Origin of the sequence: Microbacterium sp. H83, from assembly GCF_001650405.1 — a bacterium.
GTDB lineage: Bacteria > Actinomycetota > Actinomycetes > Actinomycetales > Microbacteriaceae > Microbacterium.
The window spans coordinates 15,621-35,411 of sequence record NZ_LWCU01000004.1 but is presented as its reverse complement, the minus strand read 5'-3'; the positions used below and the strand labels follow the sequence as shown (position 1 = coordinate 35,411).

The 19,791-nt window shown below is 70.2% G+C and carries 21 protein-coding genes; 19 read left to right on the top strand and 2 right to left on the bottom strand.

Going from position 1 to position 19,791, the window contains the following annotated elements; genetic code table 11:
* Nucleotides 1-199: 199 nt before the first annotated feature.
* From A4X16_RS02740 to A4X16_RS02705, 8 genes are read left to right on the top strand one after another with little or no spacing between them, the layout of a single operon-like run.
* Nucleotides 200-1,198 carry a metal ABC transporter solute-binding protein, Zn/Mn family gene (locus A4X16_RS02740; protein ID WP_067115967.1) on the top strand — a complete coding sequence of 333 codons (999 nt, stop codon included), beginning with the start codon at nt 200-202 and terminating at the stop codon, nt 1,196-1,198.
* Complete coding sequence (locus A4X16_RS02735; RefSeq protein ID WP_067115964.1) at nt 1,195-2,043, top strand: metal ABC transporter ATP-binding protein; 849 nt, start codon at nt 1,195-1,197, stop codon at nt 2,041-2,043. Before A4X16_RS02740 ends, A4X16_RS02735 begins: the two co-directional genes overlap by 4 nt.
* Nucleotides 2,040-2,918 carry a metal ABC transporter permease gene (locus tag A4X16_RS02730; protein ID WP_231880243.1) on the top strand — a complete coding sequence of 293 codons (879 nt, stop codon included), beginning with the start codon at nt 2,040-2,042 and terminating at the stop codon, nt 2,916-2,918. The genes A4X16_RS02735 and A4X16_RS02730 overlap by 4 nt, the downstream gene beginning before the upstream one ends.
* Before the next feature lie 42 nt (nt 2,919-2,960).
* Nucleotides 2,961-3,377 (top strand): Fur family transcriptional regulator, encoded by a 417-nt coding sequence (locus A4X16_RS02725; protein WP_067115961.1) that lies wholly within the window; start codon nt 2,961-2,963, stop codon nt 3,375-3,377.
* Nucleotides 3,374-4,408, top strand: coding sequence for a permease (locus tag A4X16_RS02720; RefSeq protein ID WP_067115958.1), 1,035 nt, complete (start codon nt 3,374-3,376; stop codon nt 4,406-4,408). The genes A4X16_RS02725 and A4X16_RS02720 overlap by 4 nt, the downstream gene beginning before the upstream one ends.
* The gene (locus tag A4X16_RS02715) at nt 4,401-5,219 is read left to right on the top strand and encodes a TIGR03943 family putative permease subunit (RefSeq protein ID WP_082914232.1); all 819 of its coding nucleotides are present in this window, start codon (nt 4,401-4,403) and stop codon (nt 5,217-5,219) included. Before A4X16_RS02720 ends, A4X16_RS02715 begins: the two co-directional genes overlap by 8 nt.
* Nucleotides 5,209-6,801: an Ig-like domain-containing protein gene (locus tag A4X16_RS02710; protein WP_231880242.1), complete on the top strand. Its 1,593-nt coding sequence runs from the start codon at nt 5,209-5,211 to the stop codon at nt 6,799-6,801. Before A4X16_RS02715 ends, A4X16_RS02710 begins: the two co-directional genes overlap by 11 nt.
* Nucleotides 6,802-6,807: 6 nt before the next feature.
* Nucleotides 6,808-7,524 carry a DNA-3-methyladenine glycosylase gene (locus A4X16_RS02705; RefSeq protein ID WP_067115955.1) on the top strand — a complete coding sequence of 239 codons (717 nt, stop codon included), beginning with the start codon at nt 6,808-6,810 and terminating at the stop codon, nt 7,522-7,524.
* Between the two features lie 9 nt (nt 7,525-7,533).
* On the opposite strand, the gene A4X16_RS02700 is transcribed toward A4X16_RS02705, so the two are convergent.
* A complete protein-coding gene (locus tag A4X16_RS02700; protein ID WP_067115952.1) occupies nt 7,534-8,544 on the bottom strand; it encodes a LacI family DNA-binding transcriptional regulator in 1,011 nt (336 codons plus the stop codon).
* Nucleotides 8,545-8,684: 140 nt separating this feature from the next.
* Here A4X16_RS02700 and A4X16_RS02695 point away from each other — a divergent pair, with 140 nt between their 5' ends.
* From A4X16_RS02695 to A4X16_RS17995, 8 genes are all read left to right on the top strand, one after another.
* A complete protein-coding gene (locus tag A4X16_RS02695; protein WP_067115949.1) occupies nt 8,685-10,700 on the top strand; it encodes a beta-galactosidase in 2,016 nt (671 codons plus the stop codon).
* Nucleotides 10,697-11,626: a carbohydrate ABC transporter permease gene (locus tag A4X16_RS02690; RefSeq protein WP_067115947.1), complete on the top strand. Its 930-nt coding sequence runs from the start codon at nt 10,697-10,699 to the stop codon at nt 11,624-11,626. Before A4X16_RS02695 ends, A4X16_RS02690 begins: the two co-directional genes overlap by 4 nt.
* Nucleotides 11,623-12,528, top strand: coding sequence for a carbohydrate ABC transporter permease (locus tag A4X16_RS02685; protein ID WP_197491750.1), 906 nt, complete (start codon nt 11,623-11,625; stop codon nt 12,526-12,528). Before A4X16_RS02690 ends, A4X16_RS02685 begins: the two co-directional genes overlap by 4 nt.
* Before the next feature lie 90 nt (nt 12,529-12,618).
* Nucleotides 12,619-13,953 (top strand): ABC transporter substrate-binding protein, encoded by a 1,335-nt coding sequence (locus A4X16_RS02680; protein ID WP_067115944.1) that lies wholly within the window; start codon nt 12,619-12,621, stop codon nt 13,951-13,953.
* Nucleotides 13,954-14,171: 218 nt separating this feature from the next.
* Nucleotides 14,172-14,408 carry a 50S ribosomal protein L28 gene (rpmB, locus tag A4X16_RS02675; RefSeq protein WP_025102729.1) on the top strand — a complete coding sequence of 79 codons (237 nt, stop codon included), beginning with the start codon at nt 14,172-14,174 and terminating at the stop codon, nt 14,406-14,408.
* On the top strand, nt 14,408-14,578 hold the full coding sequence (gene rpmG / locus A4X16_RS02670; RefSeq protein ID WP_017203558.1) for a 50S ribosomal protein L33: 171 nt from the start codon (nt 14,408-14,410) through the stop codon (nt 14,576-14,578). Before rpmB ends, rpmG begins: the two co-directional genes overlap by 1 nt.
* Before the next feature lie 3 nt (nt 14,579-14,581).
* Entirely contained in the window at nt 14,582-14,887 is a 306-nt protein-coding gene (rpsN, locus tag A4X16_RS02665) for a 30S ribosomal protein S14 (RefSeq protein WP_017829734.1), read from the top strand.
* A gap of 349 nt (nt 14,888-15,236) precedes the next feature.
* On the top strand, nt 15,237-16,061 hold the full coding sequence (locus A4X16_RS17995) for a type IV toxin-antitoxin system AbiEi family antitoxin domain-containing protein (RefSeq protein ID WP_067115941.1): 825 nt from the start codon (nt 15,237-15,239) through the stop codon (nt 16,059-16,061).
* 51 nt (nt 16,062-16,112) lie between these two features.
* On the opposite strand, the gene A4X16_RS02655 is transcribed toward A4X16_RS17995, so the two are convergent.
* Nucleotides 16,113-16,367 (bottom strand): esterase/lipase family protein, encoded by a 255-nt coding sequence (locus tag A4X16_RS02655; protein ID WP_067115938.1) that lies wholly within the window; start codon nt 16,365-16,367, stop codon nt 16,113-16,115.
* Nucleotides 16,368-16,517: 150 nt separating this feature from the next.
* Here A4X16_RS02655 and A4X16_RS02650 point away from each other — a divergent pair, with 150 nt between their 5' ends.
* From A4X16_RS02650 to A4X16_RS02640, 3 genes are all read left to right on the top strand, one after another.
* A complete protein-coding gene (locus A4X16_RS02650) occupies nt 16,518-17,111 on the top strand; it encodes a TetR/AcrR family transcriptional regulator (protein ID WP_067115933.1) in 594 nt (197 codons plus the stop codon).
* A 235-nt stretch (nt 17,112-17,346) separates the two neighbouring features.
* Complete coding sequence (locus A4X16_RS02645; RefSeq protein ID WP_050724056.1) at nt 17,347-17,634, top strand: HU family DNA-binding protein; 288 nt, start codon at nt 17,347-17,349, stop codon at nt 17,632-17,634.
* 125 nt (nt 17,635-17,759) lie between these two features.
* On the top strand, nt 17,760-19,781 hold the full coding sequence (locus tag A4X16_RS02640; RefSeq protein ID WP_082914231.1) for a cytochrome c oxidase assembly protein: 2,022 nt from the start codon (nt 17,760-17,762) through the stop codon (nt 19,779-19,781).
* Nucleotides 19,782-19,791: the final 10 nt, after the last annotated feature.

The following is a 19,791-nucleotide window of genomic DNA, read 5'->3' as shown; positions in this document are numbered from 1 at the left end:
GTCGGCCGGCGGCCGGCGGCCGGCATCCGACATCCGGTGTCCCGGTCTGCAGGTCGGATGCTCGTGTGCAGGGCGAGAACGCGGTTCTCGCCCTGCACACCGACATCCGGCCTGCACACCGACCTGGGGGAGGGGGTCGGCGACGACAGGGTGCGGCGACGACGTGATAATGGTTCTCATTAGCACGTAGAGTGGAACCATGAAGAAGCCGGTCGCCTCCCTCGCCCTCGCATCCGTCGCCGCGCTCGCGCTCGCCGGATGCTCGTCTCCCGCCGCGGGAGAGGGCGGCGACGGCACGATCCAGGTCGTGGCGAGCACGAACGTGTACGGCTCGCTGGCGGCGCAGATCGGCGGCGATCGCGTCGACGTCACGTCGATCATCACCTCCGCGTCGCAGGACCCGCACTCCTACGAGGCCTCCGCCCGTGATCGGCTCACGCTGCAGAAGGCCGACCTCGTGATCGAGAACGGCGGCGGATACGACGCCTTCATCGACACGCTCCTCGAGGATGCGCAGGACCCGCACGTGATCACGGCGGTCGAGTTCTCGCACGACCACCCCGGCAACGAGGGGCATGCGGACGAGGGCGCCGCCGCCGAAGAAGAGCACGATCACGCCGAGGAGGAGCACGCCGACGGCGAGGACGGGCACGAGGGCCACGACCACATCGAGGGCTTCAACGAGCACGTCTGGTTCGACGTGCACACGATGATCCACGTCGTCGAGGCCGTCGCCGAGGAGCTCACCGAGCTCGACCCCGAGGGCGAGGCGGACTTCACGGCCAACGCGGATGCGATCGTCTCCGACCTCGAGGGCTTCGAGAGCGAGCTGGAGGCGCTGAAGACGGATGCCGCCGGCGCGAACGTGATCATCACCGAGCCGATCCCCGGCTACCTCGCCGCCGCCGCCGGACTCACCGACGTCACTCCCGAGGGCTTCGCCGAAGCGGTGGAGGAGGGCACCGACGTCGCCCCCGCCACCCTGCTCGCCGCGCTGCAGGTCGTCGACGGCGGCGATGTGCGCGCGGTGCTCACCAACGCCCAGACCGGCGGCGCGGAGACGCAGCGCGTCGAGGATGCCGCGGCGGAGGCCGGGATCCCGGTCGTGGCCTTCACGGAGCTGCTCCCCGACGGATCGTCGTACTCTGAGTGGATGAGCGACGCGATCCAGAACCTCGCTGACGCACTCCAGTCGTGACCGGAGCCCGTCGGCCGTCTCAGGGATCTCCGGGAGGAGCCGGCACGCCCGTCCTGGACGTGCACGGGGCGGCCCTCCAGCGCGGAGACCGGGAACTGTGGTCGGGACTCGACCTCACGGTGCAGCCGGGGGAGTTCATCGCCGTCCTCGGTCCGTCCGGATCGGGCAAGACCACTCTGCTGCGCAGCATCCTGGGCCTGCAGCCGCTCTCGGCCGGAGAGATCTCCGTCGCGGGCGAGCCCGTGCGCAAGGGCAACCGCCGCATCGGGTACATCCCGCAGCAGCGTTCGCTCGCCCCCGACACGAGCATGCGCGCCCGCGACCTCGTCGCGCTCGGCGTGCAGGGCAGCCGCTTCGGCCTGCCGGTCCCGCACCGGGGCGACCGCGCGAAGGTCGACCGCCTGCTCGCGGCCGTCGGCGCCGCGCACTACGCCGACCGTCGGGTCGGCCTGCTGTCGGGCGGCGAGCAACAGCGTCTGCGCGTCGGCCAGGCACTCGCCGACGAGCCCTCCCTGCTGCTCTGCGACGAGCCCCTGTCGAACCTCGATCTCGCCAATCAGGTCGCGGTGACCGACATCATCGACCGTCAGCGCCGCGAGCGCGAGGCCGCGGTGCTGTTCGTGACGCACGACATCAACCCGATCCTCGGCCGCGTCGACCGCATCCTCTACATCGCCGGCGGGCGGTTCGTGCTCGGCGCACCCGAAGAGGTGCTCCAGTCCCGGGTGCTCACCGAGCTGTACGGCACCCCCGTGTTCGTGCTGCGCGCGGGCGACCGACTCGTCGTCGTGGGCGTGCCTGACGCCGAGCCGCACCACGAGCACGACCACGGAAGCGCCGCATGAGTGCCCTGACCGCCATCGTGCCCGCCGTCGACTGGAGCGACGTCTTCTCGTTCCAGGACTACGGCGAGCTCGTCGCCCTTCTCGCGAACTCGATCATCGCGGGCGCCGTGCTCGGCATCGTCGGCGGTCTGATCGGCGTGTTCGTCATGCAGCGCGACCTGGCGTTCGCCGTGCACGGCGTCAGCGAGCTGTCCTTCGCGGGTGCGGCGGCGGCGCTGCTGTTCGGCGGCAGCGTGGTCGCAGGCTCCCTCGGCGGAGCGCTCGTCGCGGCGATCCTCATCGGCGTCCTCGGCGCGAAGGCCCGTGACCGCAACTCGATCGTCGGCGTGCTCATGCCGTTCGGGCTCGGCCTCGGCATCCTGTTCCTGTCGCTGTACGACGGCCGCAGCGCCAATCGCTTCAGCCTGCTCACGGGGCAGATCGTCTCGGTGTCGAGCCCCGACCTGGGCTGGCTGCTCGGCATCAGCATCGTCGTGCTCATCGGCCTGCTGCTGATGTGGAACCCGCTGCGCTTCGACTCGCTCGACCCCGAGTCGGCGGCGGCCCGCGGCGTCCCCACCCGCGCGGTGAGTCTGATGTTCATGGTGCTGCTCGGACTCATCGTCGCGGTGAGCGTGCACATCATCGGGGCGCTGCTCGTCATGGCGCTGCTCGTGACGCCCGCGGCCGCCGCGATGCGCGTCACCGCGGGACCCGTGGCGGTCCCCCTGCTCGCGGCGCTGTTCGGCTTCGTGTCGGCCGTCGGCGGCATCCTGCTGGCGCTCGCGGGCACGCTGCCGGTGAGCCCGTACATCACGACCCTGTCGTTCACGATCTACGTCGTGTGCTGGGTGGTCCAGCGCGTGCGCGGCGGCGTGCGGCGGGTGCGCGCCTGACTCCCAGGCCGCCACAAGCGCGGCGCGCCTAGAATCGTCGGTATGGCTCAGCGGAACACCTGGCAGCGCGAACGCGTGCGCGAAGCGCTCGCCGACGCGCGCGGATTCGTGAGCGCTCAGAGCCTGCACGCCTCGCTGCGCGACGACAACACCGGCATCGGCCTCGCGACCGTGTACCGGGCGCTGTCGGGTCTCGCGGCATCCGGCGACGCCGACTCGCTGCAGAGCCCCGAGGGCGAGGCGCTCTACCGAGCGTGCACGACGCAGGGCCACCACCACCACCTGATCTGCCGCAACTGCGGTCTCACGGTCGAGATCGAGGCCAAGGACGTCGAGCAGTGGGCGCACCGCACCGCGGCTCTGCACGGCTTCACGGATGCCGCGCACGTGGTCGACATCTTCGGCCTGTGCGCCTCCTGCACCAACAAGCGCGCGGCCGACGAGGCCGCGACGGCGTGAGGACGACGACCGGTACCCGGCCGGCGCACACGCACCGTCCGACCAGCTCGCCGCGGTCCCCGTGGATCGGGGTGGGCCTGGGCGCCGCCATCATCGCGGCCCTGTTCCTGATCGACCGGTTCCTCCCCGACCTGTTCACCGCGAGCCTCCCCGACCGGGCGCAGGACGGACTCACCCTCGCGATGAGCGTGCTCATCGAGGCGCTGCCCTTCGTGATCCTCGGTGTGCTGCTCTCGATCGTCGTGCAGGTCTGGCTGCCCTCCGACGTCATCCACCGGTGGCTGCCGCAGCGCGCCTGGGCTCGCCGTGCCGTGCTGTCGCTGCTCGGGATGCTGATCCCGGTGTGCGAGTGCGGCAACGTGCCCTTCGCCCGTGGTCTGATGATGCGCGGTCTCGCGCCCGCCGAGGCCATGACCTTCCTCATCGCGGCGCCGATCGTGAACCCGATCGTGATCCTGACGACGCACGCGGCCTTCGGGTTCGACGACGGCATCCTCGTCGCGCGCCTCGTCGGCGGCTACCTCATCGCGAACCTCATCGGCTGGATCTACAGTCGTCACCCCTCGCCCGACGCGATGCTCACCCAGCGCTTCGTCGACACGTGCGAGCGCGTCACGCACGAGCCGGGCACTCCCGTGCGCCGCAGCCTGACGCAGTTCCTCGTCGAGCTGCGCGCCGTGATGCCCGCGCTCGTGATCGGGTCGGCGCTCGCCGGGGCCGTGCAGGTGCTGATCCCGCGCGACGTGCTGCTCGCGATCGGCTCGAACCCCGTGCTGTCGATCGTCGCGATGATGGCCCTCGCGATGACGGTCGCGATCTGCTCGAACGTCGACGCGTTCTTCGCGCTGTCGTTCGCCTCGACGTTCTCGTCGGGAGCGATCGTCGCGTTCCTGCTCGTCGGCCCGCTCGTCGACGTGAAGATGCTCGCGCTGATGCGCACGACCTTCACGACCCGCACGCTCGTCGGCATCGTCGCCGTCGTCGTGTCCGCCGCGTTCGCGATCGGGATCGGGGTGAACGTCTTTGTCTGATCACACCTCGGATGCCGGTGCACGGCGCCGCGCGCTGGGTAGCCGCTGGCTCGGCATCGGGCTCGCCACGGTCGTGGCCGTCGTCACGCTCGGCCTCGGGCTCACGGGTCGCCTCACGCTCTACATCAGCCCCGAATCGATCTGGTTCGCCTGCGCCGCAGCGGTCGTGACCATCGCCGGCGCGATCTGGTCGTGCGCCCTGCCGCTCGGCGCGGAGGGCGACCACGATCACGGGCACGACCACGGACACGCCTCCGCCGCCGACGACACGGCGGGCACGGGCGCGGAGGCCGCACCGTCGTCTCCCCGCCGCGCCCTGGCGACGGCGGGGACCGTGGCCGGCGGCGTGGTCGCCTCCGGCGTCGTCGTCGCGGCCCTGGTGCTGCCGCCCGCATCGCTGTCGGTCGAACTGGCGATGTCGCGCGTGGGAGAGCAGACCGCGCTGTTCGCCGGCGCCGACGACGTGACGCTCGGCGTCGCGGACACCGCCACGTTCGGCGTGGGGGACTGGGCGAGCGTGTTCGCCACCGCGACCAACACCGCCGCCTACGACGGAAAGACCGTGACCCTCACCGGCTTCGTCACCCCGACGGGCGACGACGAGGTGAGCCTCACCCGCCTCGTCATCACGCACTGCGTGATCGACGCGCAGCCCGCCACGGTTCCGGTCACGATCGACGCCGGCGAGTTCGAGACCGGCCAGTGGATCGAGGTCGAGGGCACGGTGAAGGCGGACGCCGACGGCGCGCTCCACGTCGAGCCGACCACCGTGACGGCGATCGACGAGCCCGGGGACCCGTATGAGTACTGACGACGAGCGCCCCGAGGCGCCCGCCGTTCCGCGCACGCGTGCGGAGATGCGCGCCGCCCGCGAGGCGGCGGAGCGCGAGGCGGCGGCACGCGAGGCGGCGGAACGCGAGGCGGCGGCATGCGAGGCCGCGAGCATCCCGGACCCGGTGCCCGCCGCCACCCCGCCGATCACGAAGCCCGCCTTCATCCCGGCTCCGGCCCCCAGGCCGATGCCGCGCAATCGTCGCTTCCTCGTGGCGCTGGGCGCCGTGCTCGGCATCCTGGTCCTGGTCGGCGCCGGCCTCGGGGTCGTGAGCCTGACGCAGGGACCGCGCATCACCGAGGTGCAGGTCGACCCCGCTCAGGCCATCGAGACCTCGGGCAGCCGCGTCATCCTGACGGCGAACCAGTCGCTCGCGGCCGTCGACGAGTCGCAGGTGACCGTCGAGCCGTCGGCGCCGTTCACGCTCGACGCGGCCGGTCGGGGCATCGGCATCCGGTTCACGGTCCCGCTCGACGACGACACGACGTACACGGTGAGCATCGCCGACGCGGTCGGCGCGGGCGGTGGACCGTCGGCCACGCTGACGACGAGTTTCACGACCCCCGCGTCGAGCATCTTCCTGCTGCGCCGCGCTGTCGACGGGAAGGACACGATCTTCCGCACCGACCTGACCGGCGAGAGCGCGGTACCGGTGTTCGAGGCCGAGAAGATCAACGACTTCCGCGCGACGAGCTCGCAGCTCGTGGTGTCTGTCGAGGAGAGCGACGGATCGAGGCTCCTCGTCATGGGCCGCGACGGCTCGGCGCAGCGCGAGCTCGAGCTGCCCGGCGAGGGATACGTCGGCGCCATCCAGGTGTCCGACCGCGGCGGCCTGGTCGGGTACAGGTACTCCGACAAGGAGCTCAGCGACACCGAGGGCCGCGCGAGCGTGCTGGTCACGCAGTCGCTGAGCGGCGACGACGATCCGGTCGTGACCGAGGTCGGCGGCGAAGAGGCGAACATCTTCGTCTGGCAGTTCGTGCCCGACAGCTCGGCCGTGCTGTTCATCGACTTCGACGGCGCGCTGTCGCTCGTCGACCGGTCGTCGGATGCCGGTGTGCAGTCGCTCGGGCTCGCGACGACGATCCAGGGCATCAGCCGCGGCACCTACACTGCGATCGTCGAACGGCTCGACGGCACGGTCGTCGAGCTGAACCTCGCAGACGGCTCGGAGCAGCCTCTCGCGGCATCCGAGCCCGACTACGGCACCGCGACGACGATCACCCCGTTCCCCGGCGGGACTCTCCGGCACGTCGTCGCGCGTGGGGAGACGGGGATCCCGAGCGGGCAGGCGATCGTCAAGGTGAACGACAAGGGCGCCGCCACCCCGCTCGTCGAGGTCGGCCCGACCGACTCGATCCTGCAGGCGTGCGCGTCGCCGAGCGGACAGTACGCCGCCGTCGTCATCGCGCCGGACCTCGCCGACAACCCCTACGACCAGATGCTGCTCCCGCTGCCCGAGACCATGGAGACGCACCTCATCGACCTGCGCTCGGGCGACGAGCTCGTGGCGCTCACCGGGTTCGACGCGTCGTGGTGCCAGACGGCGCCGCAGTTCTGAGGCCCCGTGTCGGACGCCCTCCATCGCGCGACCCGCGCCGAGCTGAGCGCGCTGCCGGTCGAGGTCGCCCCGCGGCTGCTCGGCGGCGAGCTGCGCACGGTGGTCGCGGGGTCCGAGGTGCGCCTGCGCCTCACCGAGGTCGAAGCGTACCACGGTCAGGGCACGGGAACTCTGCCCGACCCGGGGTCGCACGCGCGCATGGGTCCCACCGCCCGGAACGCCACCATGTGGGGCGAGCCCGGTCATCTCTACGTGTACCTGAGCCACGGGATCCACTCGTGCGTCAACGTCGTGTCCGGCCCCGAGGGTCAGGCGGGCGGGATCCTGCTGCGGGCCGGCGAGATCGTCTCCGGCGCGGATGCCGCTGCCGTGCGACGCCGAGCCGTTCCGCCGCTCACGGCGACGGCGCGGCGCGACCTCGCCAGGGGGCCCGGCCGGTTCGGTCAGGCGGCGGGTCTGCGGCACCCGATCCACGACGGCATCGACGCGATCACGGGCGTGGAGCGTGAGGGGGCCCGCGCCGAGCTATGGCTGCGCGACGAGCCGCTGCTCGCCGTGGCGACGGGTCCGCGGGTGGGGGTCGCCGGCATCGCCGGGACGGATGCCTTCCCGTGGCGCTTCTGGATCGCCGACGACCCGACGGTGTCGCCGTTCCGCTGGGGGAGGGGCGCCCGGGCGGCGTCGCTCGACCGCGGCACGGGCGACCCGGCCCCGCGGGCCTGACGCCGACCTTCAGGCGGAGTCGCGCCAGACGACCGGCGTCTCGAGGATGATGCCCTCGCGCGGGCGCTGATCGTCGCGCAGCTGCGCGAGGACGGATGCCGCCGCGGCCGCGCCGAGTCCCTGAGCCGGCTGATCGACGGTCGAGAGCTGCGGCGTCGTGCGCGTCGCCCACGAGCTGTTGTCGAAGCCGACCACCCCGACGTCCTCGGGCACTCGGCGTCCCGCCTCGCGCAGCGCCCACAGCGCGCCGGCCGCGACGGCATCCGACGCGGCGAACACACCGTCGATGTCGGGTGCCCGCTCGAGCAGTCGCGTCATGCCCGCCGCCCCGTCGGCGTAGGAGTACAGCGGCACCTCCTCGACGAGAGCGGGGTCGAACGCGTCGCCGAGAGCCTCGGTGAATCCGGCGAGGCGGTCGGTGCCGGAGTCGCGGTCGAGGGCGGCGGCGATCATGCCCACGCGACGACGACCGGTCTCGACGAGCCGGGACGTCACGGCGCGCGCAGCACCGCGGTTGTCGACGCCGACCCAGGCCGCGTCGACCTCGGGCGGATGCCCGACGTACGCGACGGGCAGATCGAGCCGCATCACGGCCTTGGTGATCGGGTCCTGCGCGCGCGCCGAGACGATGACGGCGCCGTCGACGAAGCCGCCGTTGAGGTACCGGGCGACGCGCTCGGTGTCGCGCACGGAATCCACGACGAGGCAGACCATCTGGTAGTCGGCTTCGGACAGGGTCTCGTTGGTCCCGAGCATGATCGCGCCGATGTTCGGATCCTCGAGGAACAGCGCGTGCGGCTCGTGCACGATGAAGGCCACGGCCTGCGTGCGCTGTCGCACGAGGTTCTGCGCGGCGGTGTTCGGCACGTAGCCGACCTCGCGGATCGCATCCTCGATCGCGGAGCGCGCGGCATCCGACACGTACCCGCCGTTGATCACACGGCTCACCGTGCCGCGTGAGACCCCGGCCACCCGGGCGACGTCGTGCACGGTGCTGCGACGGCGTGCCGGGATGGTCATGCTCCACAGCCTAGCGATCTCGACTTGACGGCTCGCGACGCGACATGCGACGATGTGTGCACGTTCACAGAAATCCGCCCCGCCCCTTCCGCGATTCGGGCTGTGCACGTGCACACACGATCCGCAAAGGAGCGCCTCGCATGGCCGCCGCAGTGTCCGACCGCATCGCCACCCTGTCCCAGGGCGACGGCCTCGTCTTCGGATGCGACTACAACCCCGAGCAGTGGGACCGCAGCGTCTGGCCCGACGACGTCCGGCTCATGCAGGAGGCGGGCATCGGCCTCGTCGCGATCAACATCTTCGGCTGGTCGTCGATCAATCCCGCCGAAGGGGTCTGGGACTTCACCGCGCTCGACGAGATCATCGAGCTTCTGCACGCCGGCGGCATCCGCATCAATCTCGGCACGGGCACCTCCTCGCCCGCGCCGTGGGTCACGGCCCGCCACCCCGAGATCCTGCCGGTCGGCGAGGACGGCACCGTCTTCCACCCGGGTGGCCGCCAGGCGTACTGCCCGAGCTCGCCCGTCTTCCGCGCCTACGCGGCCGAGGTCGTCACCCGCGTCGTCGAGCGCTACGGCGACCACCCGGCGGTGTCGCTGTGGCACGTGTCGAACGAGCTCGGCTGCCACAACGCCCTCTGCTACTGCGACGCGAGCGCCGAGGCGTTCCGGGGGTGGCTGCGTGCCCGGTACGACGACGACATCGCCGCGCTCAACCGGGCGTGGGGCACGACCTTCTGGAGTCAGCGGTACAGCTCGTTCGCCGACGTCCGCCCGCCCGCGCAGGTGCTCTCGCTGCGCAACCCGGGTCAGATCCTCGACTTCCAGCGCTTCTCGTCCGACGAGCAGCTCGCGCTCTACCGCGCGGAGGCCGCGATCCTCCGCGCGCACAGCGACGTCCCGGTCACGACCAACTTCATGGTGACGGCGCACATCCGCACCCTCGACTACTGGTCGTGGACCGGCGACATGGACGTCATCGCCAACGACCACTACCTCGACCGCCGACTGGACGACCCGCGCGGCGAGCTGTCGTTCGCGGCCGACCTCACCCGCGGCCTCGCACAGGGCGAGCCCTGGCTGCTCATGGAGACGTCGACCGGCGCCGTGAACTGGCAGCCGTACAACCTCGCCAAGGGGCCGGGGGAGATGCAGCGGAACATCGCCGCGCACGTCGCGCGCGGCGCCGACGGCATCTGCTTCTTCCAGTGGCGCGCCTCGACGCAGGGCGCCGAGAAGTACCACACCGCTCTCGTCCCCCACGCGGGAGAGGACTCCGACCAGTGGCGCGAGGTCGTCGAGCTCGGCGGACTGCTCGAGCGCCTCGGCGAGGTCGCGGGCACGCGGGTCGAGGCCGACGCCGCGCTGCTCTTCTCGTGGGAGAGCTGGTGGGCGATCGAGAACGAGGGGCGTCCGAGCGAGGGCGTCACGTATCTCGGCCAGGTGCACGCGGCGCACGCCGCTCTCGCCGACGCGGGGATCACCGCCGACGTCGTGCGCCCCGGATCCGATCTCTCCGGCTACCGGCTCCTGGTGATCCCCGCTCTGCACCTCATCCGCGACGACGACGCCGCGGCGATCGCGCGCGCCGTCGAGGAGGGCGGAGCCACGGCCCTCATCACGTTCCACAGCGGCATCGTCGACGAGGAGGATCGCGTGCGCACGGGCGGGTACCCCGGCGCGTTCCGCGATCTGCTCGGCATCCGCTCGGAGGAGTTCGCACCGCTGCTCCCGGGGGAGAGCGTGTTCCTCACCGACGGCACCACCGGCTCGGTGTGGAGCGAACGGCTGAAGGCGACGGATGCCGAGGTCGTCGCGTCCTTCGCGGACGGCCCCGCCGCCGGCGGTCCGGCGCTCACCCGCCGCTCGGCGGGGGAGGGGGCCGCCTGGTTCGTCGCCACCCAGCCCGACCGCATCGCGTACCGCGACCTGGTCGCCCGGCTCGCGGCGGATGCGGGCCTCTCGCCGATCGCGGGCGCGACCCGAGACGTCGAGATCGTCCGTCGCTCGGGCGAGAGCGGCAGCTACCTGTTCGTCATCAATCACGGCGACTCCGCCGTCGAGATCCCGGCCTCGGGGCACGACCTCGTGACCGACGCACCGGCCACCGGGTCCGTCCCGGCCGGGGCCGTCCGCATCATCAAGGAGGATGTATGACCACCACGCTCTCCGCTCCGGCGGTCGGCTCGGCGCAGGGCGCGCCCGGTCGTCGCCGCCGCATCCCGCACAAGGGCGCCATCGCGTTCCTGCTCGTGCCGTTCGGCGTCCTGTTCCTGCTGTTCTACGTCGTCCCGATCGCCTACGCCTTCTGGCAGTCGCTGCTCGTCGTCCGGCGCGACGGCACCTTCGGCAAGGCCGAGGAGGTGTTCGGCGGGTTCGCGCAGTACGCGCTCGTCTTCCAGAACGAGGCGTTCTGGAGCTCGATGGGGCGGATGCTGCTGTTCGGCGTCGTGCAGGTGCCGGTCATGCTCGGCCTGGCGCTCCTGTTCGCGCTGCTGCTGGACTCGCCGCTCGTGCGCGGAAAGCGGTTCTTCCGCCTCGCGTTCTTCGTGCCGTACGCGGTGCCCGGCGTGATCGCGGCCATCATGTGGGGCTCGCTGTTCTCGCCCAACCTCTCGCCGTTCACCGCCATCACGAAGAACATCGACTTCCTCGGGGCCGACCTGGTGCTGTGGTCGATCGCGAACGTCGTCACCTGGGTCTACGTCGGCTACAACATGCTGATCATCTACTCGGCGCTGCTGTCGATCCCGCAGGAGCTCTACGAGGCCGCACGCCTCGACGGCGCCGGGCAGTGGCGCATCGCCTGGTCGATCAAGATCCCGCTCGTCCGGCCCGCCATCGTGATGACGGCCATCTTCTCGATCATCGGCACACTGCAGCTGCTCGCCGAGCCGCAGGTGTTCCGCTCGTTCAGCTCGGCGGTCACCAGCACGTTCACCCCGAACATGACCGTGTTCGCCACCGCATCCATCCCGAACACCAATCTGGCCGCCGCGTTCTCGGTCGTTCTCGCGGTCACGACGTTCGTGCTGTCGTTCGGATTCATGAAGTACATGCAGCGCAAGGAGCAGAACGCATGAGCACCATGTCGATCGTCGCCCCCGGGCGCTCCGCCCGCGGCTCCGCGCCCCGGGGCTCCGCCGCCCGCGAGTCGGGTCTCTCGCGCGGCTCCGCCATGCTCATCATGGCCGGCTTCACGGTCTACTTCCTGCTGCCGTTGTGGTGGCTGCTCGTCGCCTCGAGCAAGGAGACCGGTGACATCCTCACCACCGCTCCGCTGTGGTTCGCCGACTTCCACCTGTTCGACAACATCGCCGACCTGTTCACCTACCGCGACGGCGTGTATCTGCGGTGGCTGCTGAACTCGGTGCTCTACGCCGCGCTCGGCGGAGCCATCGCGACGCTGCTGGCCGCGATGGCCGGATACGCGCTCGCGAAGTACCGCTTCCCCGGTCGCGACCTCATGTTCGACATCGTGCTCGGCGGCGTGCTCGTACCGGCGACGGCCCTCGCGCTTCCGCTGTTCCTGCTGTTCAGCCAGGCGCAGCTGACGAACACGTTCTGGTCGGTGTTCCTGCCGTCGATCGTGAGTCCGTTCGGCGTGTACCTCGCGCGCATCTTCGCGGCGTCGTCCGTGCCGGACGAGCTGCTCGAAGCCAGCCGGCTCGACGGAGCGGGCGAGATCAGGACGTTCTTCACGGTCAGCATCCGTCTGATGACGCCGGCGCTCGTGACGATGTTCCTCTTCCAGTTCGTCGCGATCTGGAACAACTTCTTCCTGCCGATGATCATGCTGCGCAGCGAAGAGCTCTTCCCCGTCGTCTTCGGTCTCTACAACTGGAACAACCAGCTGAACCAGCTCCCCGAACTCCGCGGTCTCGTGCTGATCGGCGCTCTGCTGTCGGTCATCCCGCTGATCGTGACCTTCCTCCTGCTCCAGCGCTTCTGGCGCAACGGACTGGGCGCCGGCGCCCTGAAGTGAGCAGGCGCCGCGCGGACGACCGCGCGGCACCGCACCACCCACCTGCACCACCCACCCGCACCATCCATCGCATCCACGAAAGGGATCGACATGCAGCATTCGAAGAAGAAGGCAGCGGCCGCCGTCATCGCCATCTCGGCGTTCGCGCTCGCCGGCTGCTCCGCCGGCGGCGGAGACAGCACCGGAGGCGGCGACGCGGCCGCATCCTGCTCCCCGGCGGACGGAGACGTGACGCTCGAGTTCACGTCCTGGATCCCCGGCATCGAGGACGTCGTGGAGATCTGGAACGAGGCGAACCCCGAGATCCAGGTCGACGTGCAGACCGGCCCCAACGGCAACGGCGGCACGTACCAGAACTTCTTCAACCAGATCAAGGCGGGCGACGCCCCCGACCTCGGCCAGATCGAGTACGACGCGCTGCCGAACTTCCTCGTGCAGGACGGCGTCGAGGACCTCAGCGCGTGCGAGGACGTCGTCGCCGCCGAGGACCAGTTCGTCGACTGGGCCTGGGGTCAGGTCACGCTCGGCACCGACAGCGTCTACGGCATCCCGCAGGACACCGGCCCCATGGCCCTGTTCTACCGCGCCGACCTGTTCGAGCAGAACGGCATCGCGATCCCCACGACCTGGGACGAGTACCGCGAGGCCGCCGTGAAGATCCGCGAGCTCGGCGGGTACATCACGAACTTCTCGCAGTCGGACATCAACCAGTTCGCCGGCTTCGCGTGGCAGGACGGCGCGCAGTGGTTCTCGAGCGACGACGCGGGGTGGACGGTCACCCTCGCCGACGACGCGACCACCACCGTCGCGGACTACTGGCAGAGCATGCTCGACGACGACCTCGTCGCGACGGTTCCGGCGTGGACCGACGAGTGGAACAACGCCTACAACTCGGGTGAGGTCTGGACCTGGAACTCCGCCGTCTGGGGTGCCAACTCGATCTCGAGCGGCGCTCCGGACACGGCGGGCAGCTGGGCCGTCGCCCCGCTGCCGCAGTGGGAGGCCGGAGGGTCGGCTGCGGGCAACTGGGGAGGATCCTCGACCGCCGTCCTGAAGGGCAGCGAGCACGTGTACGAGGCGACGAAGTTCGCGCTGTGGCTCAACACCTCGGAGGAGGCGCTGACCGCGCTCGCCGAGGCGGCGAACCTCTACCCGGCGACCACCGAGGGTCTGACCCTCCCTGTCTACGCCGAGGGCGTGGAGTTCTACGGCGGGCAGAAGATCTACGACGTGTTCGCGGACGCCGCGACCCAGGTGTCGCCCGACTTCGCGTGGGGCCCGACCATGACGCAGACCTACGCCGACGTCTCCGACGGCTTCAAGGCCGCCGTCAGCGGCAGCGGCACCCTGCTCGACGCGATCGAGAAGGGCCAGTCGTCGACGATCGACGCCCTCAAGGCCGCGTCGATCCCCGTCACGGAGTAGCACCCTCTCGGAGGCCCGCCCGTGCACCGCGGGCGGGCCTCCGCCGTGTCGGGGCGAGGCGCCCGCCGTGCTAGACTGACTCTTTGTCTGCGCACACTCCTGTGCGTAGTTCGTGTGCTCCCCCTCCTCCAGCCGAGTGATCGGCCGTGTGGGGTGGCGCGCAGACAAGGGATCTTGGGTGGGGCCGTCCGGCCTCACGGTATAGAAGGAGTCACATCATGGCAGCAGTGTGCCAGGTGACCGGAGCTGTTCCCGGCTTCGGTCACAACGTCTCGCACTCGCACCGCCGGACGAAGCGCCGCTTCGACCCGAACGTGCAGAAGAAGACCTATTTCGTTCCGTCGCTCGGTCGTAAGATCACGCTCAACGTGTCGGCCAAGGGCATCAAGGTGATCGACGCCCGCGGCATCGAGAACGTGGTCAAGGACCTCCAGGCGAAGGGTGTGAAGCTCTAATGGCCAAGAAGGCACAGGACGTACGTCCGATCATCAAGCTGCGGTCGACGGCAGGTACGGGTTACACGTACGTGACGAAGAAGAACCGCCGCAACACCCCCGACCGTCTGGTGCTCAAGAAGTACGACCCGGTCATCCGTCAGCACGTCGAATTCCGAGAGGAGCGTTGATCAATGGCTAAGAAGAGCAAGATCGCTCGCAACGAGCAGCGCAAGGTCATCGTCGAGCGTTACGCCGAGCGTCGCGCCGAGCTGAAGAAGACCCTGGTCGACCCGAACGCCACCGACGAGGCCCGCGAGGCCGCCCGCGTCGGCCTGCAGAAGCTGCCGCGCAACGCGTCGCCGGCTCGCGTGCGTTCGCGCGACGTCATCGACGGCCGCCCCCGCGGTGTCCTCACGAAGTTCGGCATCTCGCGTGTCCGCTTCCGTGACATGGCACACCGTGGCGAGCTGCCCGGCGTGACCAAGTCCAGCTGGTAAGTCTCAGCATCCGAGAGGGGCGAGGATCTTCGGATCCTCGCCCCTTTCGCGTGTCCGGGTGGTGGCTGGGGGGGTCGGGCGTTCGGGCGTCGCCGCGTCGGGCCTGGCAGGCCCCCGGCATGAAGGAGATCTCCTGACATGAAGGGGTGAATCCGGCATCCGCTCCTTCATCTCGCGGGAACTCCTGCATGAACGGGCGAGCAGGCGGGCGGGAGACAGGCGGGCTGGAGGCGGACGGACGACGGGCGGTGCGCGCGACCTGCCCTGCACAGCGGAGTGCGCGGCTGAGTAGTCCGCATCGACCGGGATGGCGGGAGACGGCGGCTCGCGTCGGGTGCACCATCGAGCGATGGATGCGATCGAGGAAGTGCGCCGCCGAGGCGGGATCGTCCGGGTGTCGGTGCTTCGCGCTGCCGGCGTGAGCGAGCATGCGCTCCGTCGCGCGAAGTCGAGTGGGGGGCTCATGACTCCGCGTCAGGGGTGGGTGGCACTGCCCGACGCGGATGCGGCTCGCCTCGGCGCGATCGAGCGAGGGGTCGTCCTCACGTGCGTCAGTGCCGCGCAGCACCACGGGCTGTGGATGCCGGAGAAGATGCCGTTGCATGTCGGCGCCCCTGCGCATGCTGCGCGGATACAGGTTCCCTCTCACGTGGTGGTGCACTGGTCCGTGCCGATCGTGCCGCGTGACCCCGACGAGGCCATCGACTCCCTGGTGAACGCGCTCGTGATCCTCGCTCGCTGTCAGCCATTCGAGACGGCGCTCGTCATCTGGGAGTCCGCACTCAACAGAAGGCTCATCGACGCCGAGTTCCTTCGTGGTCTGCATCTCCCTCCGCGCGCTCGCGAGCTGCTCGAGGCCGCACGTCCGTTCTCGGACTCCGGCCTGGAGACGATCTTCGTGCACCGGCTGCGGTGGCTGGGACTTCCGATGCTTCCGCAGGCCTGGATTCTCGACAGGCGAGTCGATCTGCTGATCGGCGAGCGGCTCGTGATCCAGATCGACGGGGCGACGCACACCGGCGCCCAACGGACGCGCGACATCGAACATGATGCCCAGTTGACGCTCCGCGGGTACCACGTGCTGCGGTTCAGCTATGAGCAGATCATGGATCGATGGCCCGAGGTGCAGAGTGTGATCATGTCGGCGATCGCCCAGGGGAAGCACCGCGCGTGAGCGACGAGTTCAGCCGAGGCCCGGCGCCGGAGCGGGCGCGAGGCCCGGGCATCAGGCGACGGATGCCGTGGCGTGCCCGACCGCCCAGGCGAGGGCGTGGTCGGCGATCTGCCTCAGGCCGATGCCCTTCAGGGCCGACGGGTCGCGTCGGATGTCGTCGACGGACCGGTCGTCGATGCCCGGCCATCCGGGCACGATCACCTCGTGGCCCTGCGCGCGGAAGCGGTCTGCCCACGTGTCCCAGCTCTTCGGCGTCATCCACAGTCCGTGGATCAGGACGATCGGGGTCTTCTCGGTGGTGCTCATCTGCTCTTCTCCTTGTCTCGGCCCCTGCCCGCTGCAGGTGCGCTACGCTGATAGTCGACCGAACGTTCTATCTACCGCAAGATATTCCCGACACCGGTCGCATCGCGGATCGGATGGAGGCGTTCGGGTGACACGATGAGAGGGATCACCATGGATGCCATCGACACGACCACGCCGCGCCGACCGAGTGCCGCCCGCGCCCGACTCCTCGACAGCGCGACCCGCCTGTTCTACGAGGAGGGGATCCATGCGGTCGGCGTCGACCGCATCATCGACGAGGCCGGAGTGACCAGGGCCACGCTCTACAAGCAGTTCGGCGGCAAGGAGAACCTCGTCCTCGCGTACCTCCGCACCGAGGACGAGATGCTGCGCGCCGTGTTCGCCGACGCGGGGGCGGAGGTGTCCGACCCCGCCGCTCTCCTGGGCGCGGTGATCGACGGCATCGCCGCCGACATCCGACTCCGGCACACGCGGGGATGCCCCTTCATCAATGCGGCCGCGGAGTATCCGGATGCCGACGGGGCCGTGCGGCAGCTGATCGACGAGCATCGGGAATGGTTCAGGGCGACGCTGCACGCCGTCGCCGAGGGCGCGGGTCTCGAGCGCCCGGACGACGTCGCGGCATCCCTCGTCCTGCTCCGGGATGCCGCGCTGGTGGGCGGATATCTCGACGGCGAGGACCGCGTGGGCCCGGCGTTCGAGCGCACCGCGCGCGCCGTCGTCGAGGCGCACCGACCCCGCTGACACCCGGGATCCCCGCGCCATTGCCCGCGGTCCTGCGGGGTGTCAAGAGGGGGTCACAGACGTCACATTGGTCACTTCTGCACCACGACACGCCAAAGAAAAGCCCAAAACCCGCGAAATGACGCGGAAATGTGGGCGCTGGTTGGTACATTCAAGGCGGTCACACGACCAACGGGCGGCAGTCGTCGCCCGCACCACAAACGATGCGACGGGATCCTCGTCGCTGGAGGATGACATGGCTGACAAGTCCATCACCAAGACCGAGCTCGTCGCGAGCATCGCTTCCGCCACCGGTCAGAGCCAGGCCACCGTCTCGGGTGTCCTCGACGCGCTGTTCTCCTCGGTCTCCGACGCTGTTGCCAAGGGCAGCAAGGTCTCGATCCCGGGCTGGATCTCGTTCGAGCAGGTCGCGACCGCTGCTCGCACGGGCCGCAACCCGCAGACCGGCGCCGAGATCAAGATCCCGGCCGGCAAGCGCGTCAAGGTGACCGCCGGCTCCAAGCTCAAGGCAGCCGTCAAGTAAGACCGCTTCCCGTCGAAGGCCGCTCCCGATCATCGGGGGCGGCCTTCGTGCGTCACGCCCGTGCGCCGGAGGCATCGGCTCCCCGCCCGGGCGATCGGACAGCCGCCGCGGCTTAGGCTTGTACGGTGAGTTCCCGCGCCGCGCAGACCTGGACGAGCCCCGCCTATCGTGCGGGCGGCCTCGTCGTGCTGCTCGGCGCCGGCATCATCGGCACGCTCATCGCCCTGCTGATCGGCGGCGGTGCCGCGCCGCCCCTCCTGCAGGACCCGGGACCCTTCGTGCGCTGGGCGATCCCGCTGGTCAAGCTCGTGATGAACGTCGCCGCCGCCGCGATGCTGGGCTCGCTCGTGCTGGCGCTGTTCGCGCTCCGCAGAGACGAGAAGGCGTTCGAGGTCGCGCTGAACACCGCATCCGTCGGCGCCGCGACCTTCACCCTGAGCGCGGGGGTCAGCGCCTTCCTCGCCTTCATGGCGGCGTTCAACCCGCAGCTCAGCGCCGAGCGCGAGTTCGGCACGCAGCTCGGACGCTTCCTTCTGGAGACCGCGCTCGGACAGTCCTGGCTGATCACCACGATCATGGGATCCGTCATCACGGTGCTGGTCTTCGCGTGGCGCACCTGGACGCCGACGCTCATCACGACCCTGCTCGCCGCGGCATCCTTCGTCCCGCTCGCCACCCAGGGGCACTCGGGCGAGCTCTCCGGGCACACGGTCGCGGTCAACTCGATCCTCCTGCACACGATCGGCGCCGCGGTCTGGCTCGGCGGCCTGCTGCTCGTCGTCGTGCTGCGCGGGCGCAGCGGCATCGGCACGCCTGCGCTGGTCGCCCGCTACTCGAGCCTCGCGATCGCGGCCTTCGCGGTCGTGGCGGTCTCGGGTCTCGCGCGGTCGGTCGTGGCTCTCGGCGACGTCGCGCAGCTCTGGACTCCCTACGGCGCCATCCTGCTCGCGAAGGTCGTGCTGCTGGTCGGGATGGGCCTGCTCGGCGCGTGGTACCGCATCCGGCTCATCCCCCGGCTCGCGGGCGCGAACGCGGCGCGCTGGTTCTGGATGCTGGTGCTGTGCGAGGTCGCCCTGATGGGCCTGGCGTCGGGAGCGGCCGCGGCGCTCGCGCGCACCCCTCCGCCGACCGGAGAGCAGGCGGCGTTCGTGCAGACGCCCGCCGAGAACCTCACCCGCTCACCGCTGCCGCCCGAGTTCACGCTCGACCGCTGGTTCACCGCCTGGGACATCGACATCCTCTGGCTCGTCGCCGCCGGCTTCGGACTCTTCTTCTATCTCGCGGGCGTGCGGCGCCTGCACAGCCGCGGCGACCGCTGGCCGATCCACCGCACCGTGTTCTGGGTGCTCGGCATGCTGATGCTCGTCTGGGTGACCTGCGGGCCGATCAACGCGTATCAGGAGTACCTGTTCAGCGTGCACATGCTCGGGCACATGATGCTGTCGATGGCGATCCCGCTGCTGCTCGTGTCGGGTGCGCCGATCACCCTCGCGCTGCGAGCGATCCACAAGCGCGACGACGGCACGCGCGGCGGACGCGAATGGATCATGTGGGCGGTGCACTCGCCGTTCGCGAAGGTCGTCACGCATCCCTTCGTCGCCGCGGGCATCTTCATCCTGTCGCTCTGGGCGTTCTACTTCACCGACCTCGTCCGCTGGTCGATGTACGAGCACCTCGGGCACGAGTGGATGATCGCGCACTTCCTCATCTCGGGGTACCTCTTCGTCATGAGCCTGATCGGCGCCGACCCCGTGCCGTATCGACTGCCGTACCCCGGCCGGCTCATCACGCTGATCGCGGTCATGGCGATGCACGCCTTCTTCGGCATGGCGATCATGATGCAGGAGGGACTGCTCGTCGCCGACTGGTTCGGGTCGATGGGCCGCGACTGGGGGCCGACGCCCATGGACGACCAGTACATCGGCGGCGGCATCGCCTGGTCGATCGGGGAGATCCCGACCCTGATCCTGGCGATCACGGTCGCGATCCAGTGGAGCCGCAGCGACACCAAGCTGCAGAGGCGCCGCGACCGGCACGCCGACCGCACCGGCGAGGCCGAGCTCGAGGAGTACAACGCCCAGCTCGCCGCCCTCGCGGAGCGGGATCGGCGGCAGGCCGAGCGCGAGGCCGAGCGTCAGACACGCTGAGCGTGGCGAG

Coding starts and splice junctions, on each gene's coding strand:
- A4X16_RS02645 (WP_050724056.1), top strand. CDS start 17,347: ATGGCTGACAAGTCCATCACCAAGACCGAGCTCGTCGCGAGCATCGCT.
- rpmB (WP_025102729.1), top strand. CDS start 14,172: ATGGCAGCAGTGTGCCAGGTGACCGGAGCTGTTCCCGGCTTCGGTCAC.
- A4X16_RS02690 (WP_067115947.1), top strand. CDS start 10,697: ATGACCACCACGCTCTCCGCTCCGGCGGTCGGCTCGGCGCAGGGCGCG.
- A4X16_RS02710 (WP_231880242.1), top strand. CDS start 5,209: ATGAGTACTGACGACGAGCGCCCCGAGGCGCCCGCCGTTCCGCGCACG.
- A4X16_RS02650 (WP_067115933.1), top strand. CDS start 16,518: ATGGATGCCATCGACACGACCACGCCGCGCCGACCGAGTGCCGCCCGC.
- A4X16_RS17995 (WP_067115941.1), top strand. CDS start 15,237: ATGGATGCGATCGAGGAAGTGCGCCGCCGAGGCGGGATCGTCCGGGTG.
- A4X16_RS02730 (WP_231880243.1), top strand. CDS start 2,040: ATGAGTGCCCTGACCGCCATCGTGCCCGCCGTCGACTGGAGCGACGTC.
- A4X16_RS02685 (WP_197491750.1), top strand. CDS start 11,623: ATGAGCACCATGTCGATCGTCGCCCCCGGGCGCTCCGCCCGCGGCTCC.
- A4X16_RS02740 (WP_067115967.1), top strand. CDS start 200: ATGAAGAAGCCGGTCGCCTCCCTCGCCCTCGCATCCGTCGCCGCGCTC.
- rpsN (WP_017829734.1), top strand. CDS start 14,582: ATGGCTAAGAAGAGCAAGATCGCTCGCAACGAGCAGCGCAAGGTCATC.
- A4X16_RS02655 (WP_067115938.1), bottom strand. CDS start 16,367: ATGAGCACCACCGAGAAGACCCCGATCGTCCTGATCCACGGACTGTGG.
- A4X16_RS02725 (WP_067115961.1), top strand. CDS start 2,961: ATGGCTCAGCGGAACACCTGGCAGCGCGAACGCGTGCGCGAAGCGCTC.
- A4X16_RS02695 (WP_067115949.1), top strand. CDS start 8,685: ATGGCCGCCGCAGTGTCCGACCGCATCGCCACCCTGTCCCAGGGCGAC.
- A4X16_RS02680 (WP_067115944.1), top strand. CDS start 12,619: ATGCAGCATTCGAAGAAGAAGGCAGCGGCCGCCGTCATCGCCATCTCG.
- A4X16_RS02700 (WP_067115952.1), bottom strand. CDS start 8,544: ATGACCATCCCGGCACGCCGTCGCAGCACCGTGCACGACGTCGCCCGG.
- rpmG (WP_017203558.1), top strand. CDS start 14,408: ATGGCCAAGAAGGCACAGGACGTACGTCCGATCATCAAGCTGCGGTCG.